General features: G+C 76.0%; 12 protein-coding genes. 2 read left to right on the top strand and 10 right to left on the bottom strand.

Translation table 11 applies throughout. The features are described from left to right. Window positions 1-74 precede the first annotated feature (74 nt). Entirely contained in the window at window positions 75-215 is a 141-nt protein-coding gene (locus LCD35_RS18910; RefSeq protein ID WP_225044580.1) for a hypothetical protein, read from the bottom strand. A gap of 345 nt (window positions 216-560) precedes the next feature. On the opposite strand from LCD35_RS18910, the gene LCD35_RS18905 reads away from it, so the two are divergent. Both LCD35_RS18905 and LCD35_RS18900 read left to right on the top strand, forming a co-directional pair. Then, window positions 561-1,928 (top strand): aminotransferase class V-fold PLP-dependent enzyme, encoded by a 1,368-nt coding sequence (locus tag LCD35_RS18905; RefSeq protein WP_225044579.1) that lies wholly within the window; start codon window positions 561-563, stop codon window positions 1,926-1,928. 100 nt (window positions 1,929-2,028) lie between these two features. Then, on the top strand, window positions 2,029-2,187 hold the full coding sequence (locus LCD35_RS18900) for a hypothetical protein (protein WP_224955551.1): 159 nt from the start codon (window positions 2,029-2,031) through the stop codon (window positions 2,185-2,187). A gap of 146 nt (window positions 2,188-2,333) precedes the next feature. On the opposite strand, the gene mftE is transcribed toward LCD35_RS18900, so the two are convergent. Genes mftE through LCD35_RS18855 form a run of 9 tightly spaced genes read right to left on the bottom strand, consistent with a single transcriptional unit; the run spans window position 2,334 to window position 12,479 of the window. Next, window positions 2,334-3,005 (bottom strand): mycofactocin biosynthesis peptidyl-dipeptidase MftE, encoded by a 672-nt coding sequence (gene mftE / locus LCD35_RS18895; RefSeq protein WP_225044578.1) that lies wholly within the window; start codon window positions 3,003-3,005, stop codon window positions 2,334-2,336. After that, complete coding sequence (gene mftF, locus LCD35_RS18890; protein WP_225044577.1) at window positions 3,002-4,336, bottom strand: mycofactocin biosynthesis glycosyltransferase MftF; 1,335 nt, start codon at window positions 4,334-4,336, stop codon at window positions 3,002-3,004. The genes mftE and mftF overlap by 4 nt, the downstream gene beginning before the upstream one ends. Continuing rightward, complete coding sequence (locus tag LCD35_RS18885) at window positions 4,333-5,118, bottom strand: mycofactocin-coupled SDR family oxidoreductase (RefSeq protein ID WP_225044576.1); 786 nt, start codon at window positions 5,116-5,118, stop codon at window positions 4,333-4,335. Before LCD35_RS18885 ends, mftF begins: the two co-directional genes overlap by 4 nt. Further along, on the bottom strand, window positions 5,111-5,971 hold the full coding sequence (locus LCD35_RS18880; protein WP_224977612.1) for a mycofactocin-associated electron transfer flavoprotein beta subunit: 861 nt from the start codon (window positions 5,969-5,971) through the stop codon (window positions 5,111-5,113). Before LCD35_RS18880 ends, LCD35_RS18885 begins: the two co-directional genes overlap by 8 nt. Before the next feature lie 5 nt (window positions 5,972-5,976). Further along, window positions 5,977-6,273 (bottom strand): ferredoxin family protein, encoded by a 297-nt coding sequence (locus LCD35_RS18875; RefSeq protein ID WP_224955556.1) that lies wholly within the window; start codon window positions 6,271-6,273, stop codon window positions 5,977-5,979. 24 nt (window positions 6,274-6,297) lie between these two features. Then, window positions 6,298-7,656, bottom strand: a complete 1,359-nt coding sequence (locus LCD35_RS18870; RefSeq protein WP_225044575.1) for an FAD-dependent oxidoreductase — start codon at window positions 7,654-7,656, stop codon at window positions 6,298-6,300. Next, window positions 7,649-8,587 (bottom strand): mycofactocin-associated electron transfer flavoprotein alpha subunit, encoded by a 939-nt coding sequence (locus LCD35_RS18865; protein ID WP_225044574.1) that lies wholly within the window; start codon window positions 8,585-8,587, stop codon window positions 7,649-7,651. The genes LCD35_RS18870 and LCD35_RS18865 overlap by 8 nt, the downstream gene beginning before the upstream one ends. Then, entirely contained in the window at window positions 8,584-10,548 is a 1,965-nt protein-coding gene (locus tag LCD35_RS18860; RefSeq protein ID WP_225044573.1) for a mycofactocin system FadH/OYE family oxidoreductase 2, read from the bottom strand. Before LCD35_RS18860 ends, LCD35_RS18865 begins: the two co-directional genes overlap by 4 nt. After that, window positions 10,545-12,479: a mycofactocin system FadH/OYE family oxidoreductase 1 gene (locus tag LCD35_RS18855; protein ID WP_225044572.1), complete on the bottom strand. Its 1,935-nt coding sequence runs from the start codon at window positions 12,477-12,479 to the stop codon at window positions 10,545-10,547. Before LCD35_RS18855 ends, LCD35_RS18860 begins: the two co-directional genes overlap by 4 nt. Between the last annotated feature and the right edge of the window lie 49 nt (window positions 12,480-12,528).

The raw sequence follows: 12,528 nt of genomic DNA, 5'->3' as shown, positions 1-12,528 counted from the left end.
ACCCCCTGTTGCCGACGGGCGTGACGCCCGCACCAGGGAAGGTGCGGGCGTCACCCGGACGTTGAGCCAAGCTGTTACTTGCAGCCGCAGCCGTGGCCCCAGCCGTGTCCCCAACCGTGGCCCCAGCCCCAGCCGTGGCCCCAACCGTTGCCCCAGCCGTGCTTGCGGCGGCGGTTGTTGTTCACGTACACGAAAACGCTGCTGCCTTTGCCCATCGCCATGCACCTTTCCGCATTGCCGACTTCCCCCGGAGAAGAACGTCATCGTCGACATTCCGCTCGTCGGTCGGTGTCGTCGTTGGACATCGGACCGCTGGTGATGCCGCCCGGGCCGGGCCCGGAGATCGGCGCACTCCTCCAGTGGCTTTCCGAAAGGTAGGTGCCCCCCATGTGGCGGAACAACCCGACCTGACAACGAGTAAACGCCATGTCACCGAGCTTGCACAGAGGACTATCGACCCTGATTTCCCGCTGAACCAACGGGTTCTGCTTTCCCGCGGTGCTGGCCGCACCCGCTCGCGCGTGGTTCCTTGTGGGGGCGCCGGACACGAGGAGGAGCGGATGGACCTGCGCGCGTGGGCGGACCGGGCGGTGGCCGAGATCGTTGCGTGGCAACGGGAATTCGGCGAGTTCGCACCGCACCCGGACGCCGTCGTGCCCGACGAGGAGTTCGGCCCCGCGTTCGCCGAACTGCTCGACCGGTTGCGCGGCACCTACCCGTTCCACCACCCCCGCTACCTCGGACAGCTGATCAAGCCGCCGCACCCGGCGGCCGTCGTCGGCTACCTGGCGGCGATGCTGCTGAACCCGAACAACCACGCGCTCGACGGGGGCCCGGCCACCACCGGGCTGGAGCGGGAGGCGGTGGACCGGCTCGCGGCGATGCTGGGGATGCCGGGCGCGCTGGGCCACCTCACCGGCAGCGGCACCATCGCGAACCTCGAATCCCTCTACGTGGCAAGGGAAACCCGGCCCGGAGCGGCCATCGCGCACAGCGCGGACGCGCACTACACGCACGCTCGGATGTGCCGTCTGCTGGGCGTGCGCTCGGTGCCGATCCCGGTGGACGCGGTAGGGCGGATCGACGTGGCGGCGCTGGATTCGCTGCTGGGGGACCAGGACATCGGGACCGTGGTGCTCACCGCCGGGACCACCGGGCTCGGTGCCGTCGACCCGATCCACGAGGTGCTGGACCTGCGGTGGCGGCACGACTTCCGGATCCACGTCGACGCGGCCTGCGGCGGGTTCTTCGCGCTCATCGCCGACGACGCGCCGGACGGGGTGGCCGCCGCGCCGTTCCGCGCCATCGCCGAGTGCGACTCGGTGGTGGTGGACCCGCACAAGCACGGCCTGCAGCCCTACGGGTGCGGGGCGGTGCTGTTCGCGGACCCCGCGGTGGAGCGGTACTACCGGCACGAGTCGCCGTGGACGTACTTCACCTCAGCGGAACCGCACCTGGGCGAGATCTCCCTGGAATGCTCCCGATCCGGGGCCGCCGCTGCCGCGCTGTGGCTGACGCTGCGGGTGCTGCCGCCCACGCCGGACGGCCTCGGCCGGGTGCTGCGCGCGGGCAGGCGGGCCGCGCTGGGCTGGGCGGAGCTGCTGGCGGACTCGACGGTGCTGTCCGCGTACCAGCGGCCGGAGCTCGACGTGCTCGGCATCGTGCCCGCCGCGCCCGGCATGGCCGCGCTGGACGAGCGCACCCAGCGGGTGCTGCACGGCGGGATGCGCGCCGAGCCCGGCGAAGCCGTGCACTTGGCGGCGATGGAGGTCACCGCGGCCGACCTGGCGCGGCGCGGCCACCGGCTGCGCGCCGACGTGCCGACCGCGCGGGTGCTGCGCAGCGTGCTGCTGAAACCGGAGCACGAGCACTGGATCCGCCGCTGCCACACCGATCTGGAGGCGCTCGTCCGGCGCGCCGCGGAGTGAGCGGTTTGCTCCGCCGGGTGACCGGGCACCCGGGTGGGGCGCTCGCCGGATGACCGGACGGGCGCCGCACCGTGCCACGTTGATCGAAACCGGGGGTCCCATGTCCACTCGTTCGTCCGTCCGCGCCAGGAGGGTTCGCCCGGAGTTCCTGCACACCATGTGGGACGAGTCCCGCCGGATCGCCGACGCCCGCCACCGCTTCCTGCACGGCGGGAACCCCGAACCCCAGCGCGGCCGCACCGTCCCCGCACCGCGCTGATCCGGGTGGGCGATCCGCTCCGAACGGGCGGCCCGCTCACCGGACGATCTCCACGAGTCGACGGCCCACCAGTCCGCGCACGCCGGGCGGGTGGGCGTCGACGTGTCGGGCTGGGGTCCAGCCGGCGGTCCGGACGAGCGCAGGGCTCAGCCGATCAGCCAGCGGGTCACCGCGGTGGTGAGGGCCTCGGTCCACCGGGCGAGGAGGACCGCGCCCTCAGCGGCGGTCGCGCCCGCGGGGTCGCCTAGGACGCCGTTGGGGCTCACGGCGCGGACTCCGCCGCCGCGCAACCGGTCGATGATCCGGGGCAGCGGTTCGGTGCAGCCCGCGGCGGCGTCCGGGAGGGTGACCTCGCCCGGATGCAGGTGCAGCATCGCGGAGGTCTCGGTGCGTCCGGCGTGGCTGTCGTCGGCCGGCCCGTCCGGGCACCACGCCAGCACGCGCCTGCCCTCGCCGCGCAGCTGCTCGGCGGCCCGGTGCACTGTGGGCAGGTTGCCGCCGTGCCCGTTCACCAGCACCACCCCGGTGAACCGGTCCGCGGACCGCACCAGCTCCACCAGCAGCAGCCACAGCGCCTCGTGCCCGATGGAGAGCGTGCCGGGGAAGGCGGCGTGCTCCCCGCTGGCGCCGTAGGGCACGGCCGGGCCGACGACGACCTCCGGCAGCCGCCGGGCCAGCCGGGCGCAGAGCGCTTCGGCGATGGCGGTGTCGGTGCGCAGCGGCAGGTGCGGCCCGTGCTGCTCGGTGGCACCGAGCGGGACCGCCAGCACCCGCGCGGCGTCGTCGAGTTCGGTCCAGCGCAGCGCGCCCAGGCTCATCGCGTCGTCCTCCCGGTGAACCGCGGCAGCAGCGGCGCCGCGGACCGCTCCCGCGCGCACCCGGCCCACACCCCGCACCCGTAGGCGAGGTCGTCGAGCAGCCGCAGCGCGAACCAGCCGGGTCCGCGCCGGTGCCGCAGCGCCTCCCACGCGCAGGGCAGCGCCGCCACCAGCAGCACCGCGCGGCTCCGCCGCGAGACCAGCAGCAGCGGGAACCAGGCGCGCCGCGCCGCCTCCGCCAGCAGCCGCCCCGCGCCGAGGTGCCCGCGCACCGCCAGCCGCCACGCCTCCCGGTCCGGCACGCCGTGCGCCCGCAGCTTCAGCGGCAGCGTGGCGGCGCTGCCCGTCGCTAACCCCGCGGCCAGCACCGGCCGCCCCGCCACCAGCGCCGCCCAGGACGCCGCGCTCCACGGCGACAGCCGGGCGCAGCAGAGCCTGCCCGGGTGGCGGCGGGCCAGCGGGGCGGCGGAGGTGCCGTAGTCGAAGCGCTGCCGCAGCCAGGACCGCAACCCGCTGCGCGGCCGGTGCCGCACCACCGACCCGGGCACGTAGCGCACCACCGCGCCGGAGTCGACGATCCGCCACACCAGGTCCACGTCCTCGCCGAAGCGCAGCGCCTCGTCGAACCCGCCGAGCTCGGCCAGCGCTGCCCGGCGCACCACGAGCGCGGCGCTGGGCACGTAGCCGACCCGGCTCATCGGCCGCACGCCCGCGGGCAGCGCCCCGAGGTCGAGCCCGCCGCGGTCGGCCTCGTAGCAGGCGATCGCCCCGCCGCCCGCGGCGCCGCGGGCGCGGGGCGCCACCGCGTGCACGGCGGGATCGGTGAACTGGCGCAGCAGCGGCGCGAGCCACCCCGGTTCGGGCAGCACGTCGGCGTCGAGGAACGCGACGAGTTCGGTGCGCGCCCGCCGCCAGCCGGTGTTGCGGGCGGCCGCGGGCCCGCGCGCGACCGGATGCCGGAGCTCGGCGGCGGGCTCCTGCGAGCCGTCGTCGACGACGATCCGGTGCGGCAGTTCGGCGGTCGCGGCCAGCACCCGCGCCAGGCCGGCCGGATCGTCCTTCACCGGCACCACCAGCGTCACGTCGGCGGGCCCCAGCTCGCCCGCGGGCGGCTCCGGGTGGGCGAGCCCGGAATCCAGCAGCCGCCGCGCCAGCGCGCCGCCCTCCCGCACCGGTTCGCCCGCGAACCACCGGTCCACCAGCCGCGCGGCGCGCGCCCCCACCCGCAGCAGCCGCACCGGGGAGCCGCCCAGCAGCACCTGCCCGTCGCGGGCGCGCCGCAGCGACGGGTCCGGCACCAGCCGCGTGCCCGGGGGGACCGGTGCGCTCATGCGGTGAACCCGCCGTCGGCGTGCACCGCGGTGCCGGTGATCGCGGACGAAGCGGGCGAGCACAGGAATTCGACCACGGCCGCCACCTCGTCGGGCTCCAAGATCCGTTCGGTGAGCTGGTGCTCCGCGAATTCGTCCACATCGGACAGACCGTAGATCTCGGCGGTGGCCCGCAGCATCTCGGTGCGCGTCGAGCCGGGGGAGACGGCGGTGGCGCAGATCCCGGTGCCGCGCAGGTCGGTCGCCAGCCCCCGCACCAGCCCCAGCACGGCGTGCTTGGCCGCGTTGTAGGAGGTGAGCCGCCACAGCCCGGTGTGCGCGGCCGCGGAGGCCAGCGCCACGAACCGCCCGGTCCGCGGCTCGGGACGGCGCAGCAGCGCGGGCACGGCGGCGCGCGCCAGGTGCGCGGTGCCGTCCACGCCGACGGAGAACGACGCCGCCCACTCGGACTCGTCGGCCTCCCAGAACGGGCGCCCGCCCGCCATGAGCGCCGCGGCGGCGACGGCAGCGTCCAGGCCGCCGAAGCGCTGCTCGGCGAGGGCGACCGCGTCGCGCAGCGCCCGCGGGTCCTGCACGTCGGCGGCCACGTCGAGCACGGCGCCCGGGTGCTCGGCGGCGAGCTCGGCCAGCTGCTCGGTGGTGCCCAGCGGGTAGGGCACCCGGGGGTCGTCGGCGCAGCGGTCCACCGCCACCACCCGCCAGCCGTGGCCGGCGAGCCGCCGCAGCACCGCCGCCCCGATGCCGCGGGCCGCGCCGGTCACCACCGCCACCCGCTCAGCCATCGAGGTGACCCTCGGCGCGCAGGAATGCCAGCAGCTCGTCGGCGGCTTCCGCCGGGTCGTCGGTGACCACCACGCGTGGCGGGTCGGACCGCTGGCCGACGCCGGTCAGCTCCCGCAGCCGCCGCAGCGGATCGGCCCCGGCGGGCGCGGGCAGTTCCTTGGCGCGCGGCCGGTAGCCGTGCGCGGCGGTGAGCGGTGGCGGGTCCGCGGTGGCGCGGGCCGCGACGACCGGGACCTCGGCGGAACGCGCCGCCAGCACGGCGGGGAGCGCGGCGGTGCGCGGGCGCACCCCGGCGGCCTCCACCGAGCACACGGCGGGCAGCGGCACCGCCAGCCGCTCCCGGCGCCCCCGGTCCAGCCTGCGCAGTGCCCGCAACCGGCCGTCGGCGGCGGGTTCGGTGTCGAGGGACACCAGGCCGAGCGCCTGCGCGCAGCCGAACTCGGCGGCCAGCAGCGCCGGGGTGGCACCGGTCCCGCGGTCCGGCGAGTGGTCCCCGGTGAGCACCAGGTCGGGCGCGCCGAACCGCTCGCGGACCGCGGCGGCGAGCGCCACCGCCGTGCCCGCGCCGGAATCGGCGGCCCGCGGATCGGGTTCCCCGGCCGGTTCGACCCGCAGCACCTCGTCCGCGCCGGAGGCCAGCGCCGCGCGCAGCAGCTCGTCCGCGCCCGCCGGGGCGAGGCTCACCGCCGCGCACCGGCCGCCGGTGAACCCGGCCAGCCGCAGGCCCAGCTCCAGCGCCGCCGCGTCCGCGGCGGAGGCGCCCGCGGACCGGTCCGACGTCCGCACCCGGCCGGACAGCGGATCCACCTCGGCCCGCTCGTCCACCCAGCGCAGCGCCACCACCACGAACATCCCGCTCACCCCTTCCGGAACACGACGCCGTGCCCGCCCGCCGGGTACTCCCAGGTGATGGCGCCGCTCTCGTCGCACACCTGGTAGCAGGTGCCGCACTCGAAGCACTGCTCGTAGTTGAACAGGATGCCGCCGTCGTCGGTGGGCACGAACAGGTTCGCCGGGCACGCGGTCACGCACGCGCGGGTCGTGCAGGAGCGGCACACCTCGGTGTCCACCGCGATGTGCGGTTGCCCGGACACCCGGAAGTCCACGTGGGACATCCGCTCCTCGAAGGAGATGTCGTGGTACGGATCGACCATCGCCGTCCCTTCCTTCCCGTCCGATCAGCCGAAGGTCCGCAAGCCGGTGAGCGCGTCCTTGGCGAGGTCCCGCATCCGCACCCCGTTGCGCTTCGCGGCCCGGCGCAGCAACGCGCGGAACCCGGGTTTCGGCCGCGGGTTGTCCACCGCGAACACGGATTCGACGAAGTCGCACAGCAGGCCGGGATACCGCTGCTGCATCCGCTCGGACAGCACGAGCCCCGGCGCGTCGCGCAGCCGCTCGTGGTCGGCGAGCACGAAGGAGCTCCGCAGCGCGGAGCGGTACCCGGCGAGACCGGCCGCCGAGGTGTCGCCGGTGGCGAGCGCGGTGGCCGCGGCGCGGCCCGCGCACATGCCGGAGCCGAGCGCGAAGTTCACGCCCTCCAGCCAGATCCCCGCCGCCAGGCACATCCCGGCCGCGTCCCCGGCCAGCAGCAGCCCGTCGGCGATCAGCGGCGGCATCGTCCGGTAGCCGCCTTCGGGGATGAGGTGCGCGGAGTACTCGACGAGTTCGCCGCCGCGCACCAGCGGCGCGATCGACGGGTGCCGTTTCAGCTCGGCCAGCAGGTGCTCCGGGCGCACCTTCGCCCGCGCGAGCCCGCGCAGGCCGAGGACGAGGCCGATGCTCACCGATTCCGCGTTGGTGTAGAGGAATCCGCCGCCGGGCACCTTCCCGGTGCAGCCGAGCATCTCCACGTCCACGCCGCCGCTGCCGGTGACGCCGAAGCGCTCGTCGATGACCCCGCGCGGCAGCGCCAGCGTCTCCTTCACACCGAGGGTGGTGTGCGAGGCCTGGTCGCCGCCGAGCAGACCGGCCTGCTTCGCCAGGAACGAGTTCACCCCGTCGCAGGCCAGCACGACCCGCGCGGTGAGGTCGCCGTCCGGCCGGTCGGTGCGCACCCCGTGCACGGCACCGTCGGCGGTCCGCAGCAGCGACACCGCCACCGTGGACGGCACCAGCACCGCCCCGGCCCGCTGCGCGTGCTCGGCGAGCCACGGGTCGAACTCGGCGCGGTGCGTGGTGGCGCCGTTGTGCGGTGCCCGGCCCCAGTTCTCGTTGCGGAAGTCGACGGTCAGCGAGCGCTCCCCGGACAGCACCATCGTCTGCCTGCGGGTCACCCACCGCTGCACCGGCATCTCCTGCTGCCAGCCGGGGATCAGCCCGTCGAGGACCCGTCCGTAGACGACGCCGCCGTAGACGTTCTTCGAACCGGGGAACAGTCCGCGTTCCAGCAGCGCCACGCTCCGCCCGGCGCGGGCCAGTTCCAGCGCGGCGGCCGATCCGGCCGGTCCGGCGCCGACGACGATGGCGTCGAAGTCGTAGCGCTGCGGCCGCGGTATCGGCACGGCGGCGGTGGACGGCCCGGCACCCCGGTCAGACATGGTGCTCCTCCTCGATCCGGGCGAGCCTGCGCACCAGTTCGGCGAGCAGCCGTTGCGCGTCGGTGACGAGGCCGAGATCGGCCATCGCGGTCATGGGGCAGCTGGCGTCGGTGTTCACCGACACCACGTGCCCGGATGCGTCGAGCCCGCCGAGGTGCTGGGCGGCGCCGGACACCCCGAAGGCCAGGTACAGCTCGGGGGACACCACGGCACCGGTGGTGCCGATCTGCCTCCCGGGAGCGGTCCACCCGGCGTCGGTGACCACGCGGGTCGCTCCGACGGAGGCACCGAGGGCGGTGGCGAGTTCTTCCAGCAGCGCCACCGATTCCGGCCCGGTCAGGTCTCCGCGGGCGAGCCCCGCCCCGGCGCCCAGCAGCCGACGCGCCTCGCCGAGCTCGGCGGTCGCCGGATCCGGTTCCAGCACCTCCAGCACCTCCGCGTCCGGAACCGGCGGAAGCGGAACGTCCACATCGGACACTTCGGGGATCCCGCCCGCGGGCAGCGCCCCGCGCACCCCGGGCACCAGCGACACCACGCAGCGCGCCGGGGTGCGGACGACCGCGGTGAGCCTGCCGTCCCAGCGCACCAGGTCCGTGCCCGCCGCGTCGGTGCGGGTGGCCCCCGCCAGCAGCGGCCGGTCCAGCGCGGCCGCCAGCCGGGGCGCGAGGTCCCGGCCGTCCGGTGAACCCGGCAGCACCACCCGCGGCACCTCCGCCAGCAGCGGCGCGAGCGCGGCGGCGTACGCGCCCGGCGCGAAGTCCCCGGCCTCCGCGCACCACGCCCGGCGCAGCGGCGGCAGCTCCGCGACCGCCCGGCGGCAGCCGGAACCGACGAGGACCGCGGCGCCGCCGGCCTCCGCGACCGCCTCGTCCCCGCCCACCGGCGGCACGCCGTCCCGCACCACCAGCACCGCGGCCACCTCCCCCTTCACAGCGCCACCGCCGCCCGATGTCCTTCCAGCACCGCCGCGTGCGCCCGCCGCGGCGCCACGCAGTCACCGACCCGGTGGACAGGCAGCTCGCCGGAAGCGGACAGCTCCAGCCACAGCTCCTCTTCGGGCTCTTGGTGCGTCGCGCACACCACCCAGTCGAACACCTCCGCGCCGCTCGCGCCGGTGGTGTGCTTGAGCAGCTGCACCCGCACCCGGCCGTCGTCCGCGGCGGAGGCGTCGAGCACCACCTCGTCGGTGGTCTGCTCGATGCTCTTGGCAGCGGCGCGCACCGCGAACGACTCCAGGTCCAGCGTGATGCCGAGGTCCTGGCCGACGACCATCCCGGGGGTGCTGATCCGCACCGCGCAGCCCCGGTCCGCGAGCAGCTCGGCCACCGAGGTCGCCTGGTGGAACCCGAGCTCGTCCACCACCAGCACCTGCCCGCACGGCGCCGCGCGTCCCTCCAGCACGTCCCGCACGTCCACCACGCGCGCCAGGTCGCCTGCCCAGTGCGGGCGCTGCGGCCGCGCGCCCGTCGCCAGGACCACCACGTCGGGTCGCAGCGCGCGCAGCGACTCGGCGGTGGCGTGCTCCCCGGTGCGGACCTCGACGCCGTACCGGCGGCACTCGGCGAGCGAATTCCGCACCACGTCGAGGAATTCGGCGCGCTGCGGCACGCTCGCCGCCACCGCGACCTGACCGCCGGTGGTGGAGCGGCGCTCCAGGAGCGTCACCCGGTGCCCGCGCTGCGCGGCCGTCGCCGCGGCCTGCAACCCGCCCGGACCACCGCCGACGACCACGACCCGCTTGGCCGCGCGCGGCGGCGGCAGCGGCACGGATTCCTTGCCGGTGCGGGGGTTCTCGATGCAGCCGAGCCAGCGGTTCAGGCCCATCCGGCCGACGCACTCCTGGTTGCAGGACAGGCAGGTGCGGATGTCGGCGGCGTGCCCGGAGCGCGCCTTGGCGGCGAAGTCCGCGTCGGCGATCTGGCCGCGCACCACGCCGATCAGGTCCGCGTGCCCGTCGGCCAGCGCGCGGTCGGCCTGCACCGGGTCCTTGAACCGGCCCACCCCGACCACCGGCAGCTCCACCGCCTTGCGCAGCGCGCTCGGGATGAACAGGGCGTAGCCGGGCGGCACGCTCATCGACGCCTCGATCATGTGCAGCGTGGCGGTGGCGACCCCGATCGAGGTGTTCACGTAGTCCACGGCGCGGGTCGCCTCGACCAGCCGCGCCACCGCCACCGCCTCGTCGATGGTGGTGCCGCCGTCGATGAGCTCGTCGCCGCACAACCGCACGCCCAGCGCCAGGTCGGGCCCGATCGCCGCGCGCACCGCCGCGACCAGCCGCAGCAGCAGCCGAGCCCGGTTCGGCAGCGCGCCGCCGTACTCGTCGGTGCGCGCGTTCGTGGCGGGGGACAGGAATCCGCGCACGATCGACGAGTGCGAGCACTGCAGCTCCACGCCGTCGAAGCCGCCGTCCCGGCAGTGCCGCGCCACGGTCGCGTACCCGGCGACGATCTCGTCGATCTCGGCGTGGTCCACGGCTTTCGGCACTTCGCGGAACAGCGGGTCCGGGATCGGCGACGGCGCCCACACCGGCAGCCGCGAGTACATCCCGGAGCCCTGCCCGCCGTTGTGGTTGAGCTGCGCGAAGATCGGCACCCCGTGCGCGTGCACCGCGTCGGTGATCCGCCGGTAGCCGGGCACGACCTCGGGGTGGAAGCCGTGGATCAGCTTCTCGTACGGCCAGTCGGTCGGATGGGTGGAGTGCTCCTCCGTGATGATCAACCCGGCGCCGCCCGCGGCCCGCGCCGCGTAGTAGGCGGCGTGCTGCTCGGTGGGCAGCCCACCGGCCGCGTAGTTCGTCAGGTGGGCGGAGAACACGATGCGGTTGGCGACGGTGACCGGCCCGAGCCGCAGCGGCTGGAACAGGTGCCGGTACCGGCCGGTGGCGCTCATGCCGGCACCGCCAGGTCGCGGACCAGGGCGAACGCGGCGCGCCGGCCTTCCCGGACGGCTTCGTGCGCGGTGCGCGGCGCCACCCGGTCGCCGACGGTCGTGCCGAAGTCCGGCGGCGGAGCGGGGTCGGGCAGCCGGTGGCCGCAGTGCACGACGAGCTCGGCGGGCAGGGTGCGTTCGGCACCGGTGAACACGTCGGCCAGCAGCACGTCGCCGGGCCGCACCGCCCGCAGCGCGCTGCGCTTGGCGAGCACCACCCCGGCGCGCTGCAACCGCGCGTTCGCGTCCGCCAGGTCGCCGGTGCGGGCGAGCTGGGTGCCGATCACCGGGTCCTGGCTGATGATCGAGACCTCCCGCCCGGTGGCGGCGAGGAGTTCGGCGACGGCGACCCCGGTGGCGGCGCCGACCGGGTCGAACACGGCGACCGGACCGTCCGGCACCACCAGGTCGAGCCGCCCGTCCCGGACCGCGCGCAGCAGGTCGGCGGCCTCCAGCACCGGTCCGGCGCTCTCGTAGTGCCGCGGTCCGGATGCGGAACCCGTTGCGGCGACGAGGAATTCCCCCGGTTCGGGTCGGGCGTCCGCGCCGGTGGTGATCGGGACGCCGAGCTCCCGGACCTCCGCGACGAGCCAGTCGACCAGCGCGCCGAGCCGCCCCCGGCCGGGCAGCAGCGCCGCGAGCGCCAGCATCCCGCCGAGCCGGTCGGTGCGCTCCACCAGCCGCACCGGGTGCCCGCGCAGCGCCAGCACCCGTGCGGCCTCCAATCCGGCGGGCCCGCCGCCCGCGACGAGCACCGGCCGCCCGTCGCCGGTGCCGCCCGGGACCGGATCGGTGGTCTCGTGCCCGGTGCGCGGTTCGCCGAGGCAGCTCACCAGCGGGTTGCGGTCGTCGCGTACCCGGCACTGCTGGTTGGTGAGCGTGCACGGCCGAACCCGCCGTCCCGCCCGGACCTTCCGCACCAGAGCCGGATCCGCGAGCTGGGCGCGCGTCATCTCCACCAGGTCCGCCGTCCCGTCGTCCAGCGCGGCCTGCGCCTGCGCCGGATCGACCACGGACCCCTGCAACACCACCGGAGCCGCCCCGGCCACGGCCTCGCGCACCGCGCGGCACAGCTCCCGGTTGAACCCGGGTTCCGCGTGCGCGTCGGGCGTGGTCGCGGCGGTGCCCATCGCGGAACCGCGCACCACGGCCAGGTAGTCCACCTCGGGGGCGAGCGCGGCGGCGAGCTCGGCGCCCTGCTCCGGGGTGATGCCGGCCCACGGCGCGAGCTCGTCGCAGGACAGCCGCAGGCCCAGCACCCGGCCGGCGCCGAGCTCGGCGCGCACCGCGGCGAGCACTTCCCGCAGCAGCCGGGACCGGTCGGTGCCGTACTCGTCGGCGCGCTGGTTCGTCAGGCCGGACAAGAACTGGCGCAGCAGCGAGAACTGCCCGGCGCCGATCTCCACACCGTCCACATCGGACTCGACGGCGATCCGGGCGGCGGTGGCGAAACCTCCGAGGAGAGCGCGGATCTCGCGCGGTTCCACCGCCATCGGCAGTTCCCGGCTCGCCACGTCCGCGACCCGCGACGGCGCCCACAGCGCCGACTGCGACCGCGCCGACGAACCCTGCGAGCCCGCGTGCCCGAGGCCCGCCAGCACCAGCGTCCCGTGCGGCCGGCAGGCCCCCACGACCGCCGCCCAGCCCGGACCGCACTCGGCGGCCAGCGGGGCGCGTTCGTAGGGCCAGTCCGAGCCGTGTGCGCTCGCGACCTCGGTGACCACGACTCCGGCGCCGCCCGCGGCCCGCTCGGCGTAGTGGGCGGCGTGGGCGCCGGACAGCGCGCGCCCGTCGCCGAGGTTCGTCTCGTGCGGCCCGAACAGCACCCGGGACGGCGCCGCGCGCCCGGCGAGCCGCACCGGCTCGGTGAGCCCGACCGCAGATCCGCTCATGTGGTGGGAGCCTTCCGTGGGAAGCGGGTGACCGGACCCGCCGGGTTCG

Source organism: Saccharopolyspora sp. 6V (assembly GCF_020176785.1).
GTDB lineage: Bacteria > Actinomycetota > Actinomycetes > Mycobacteriales > Pseudonocardiaceae > Saccharopolyspora_C > Saccharopolyspora_C gregorii.
The sequence above is the reverse complement of the archived record's forward strand: the minus strand, read 5'-3'. Positions and strand labels throughout refer to the sequence as shown.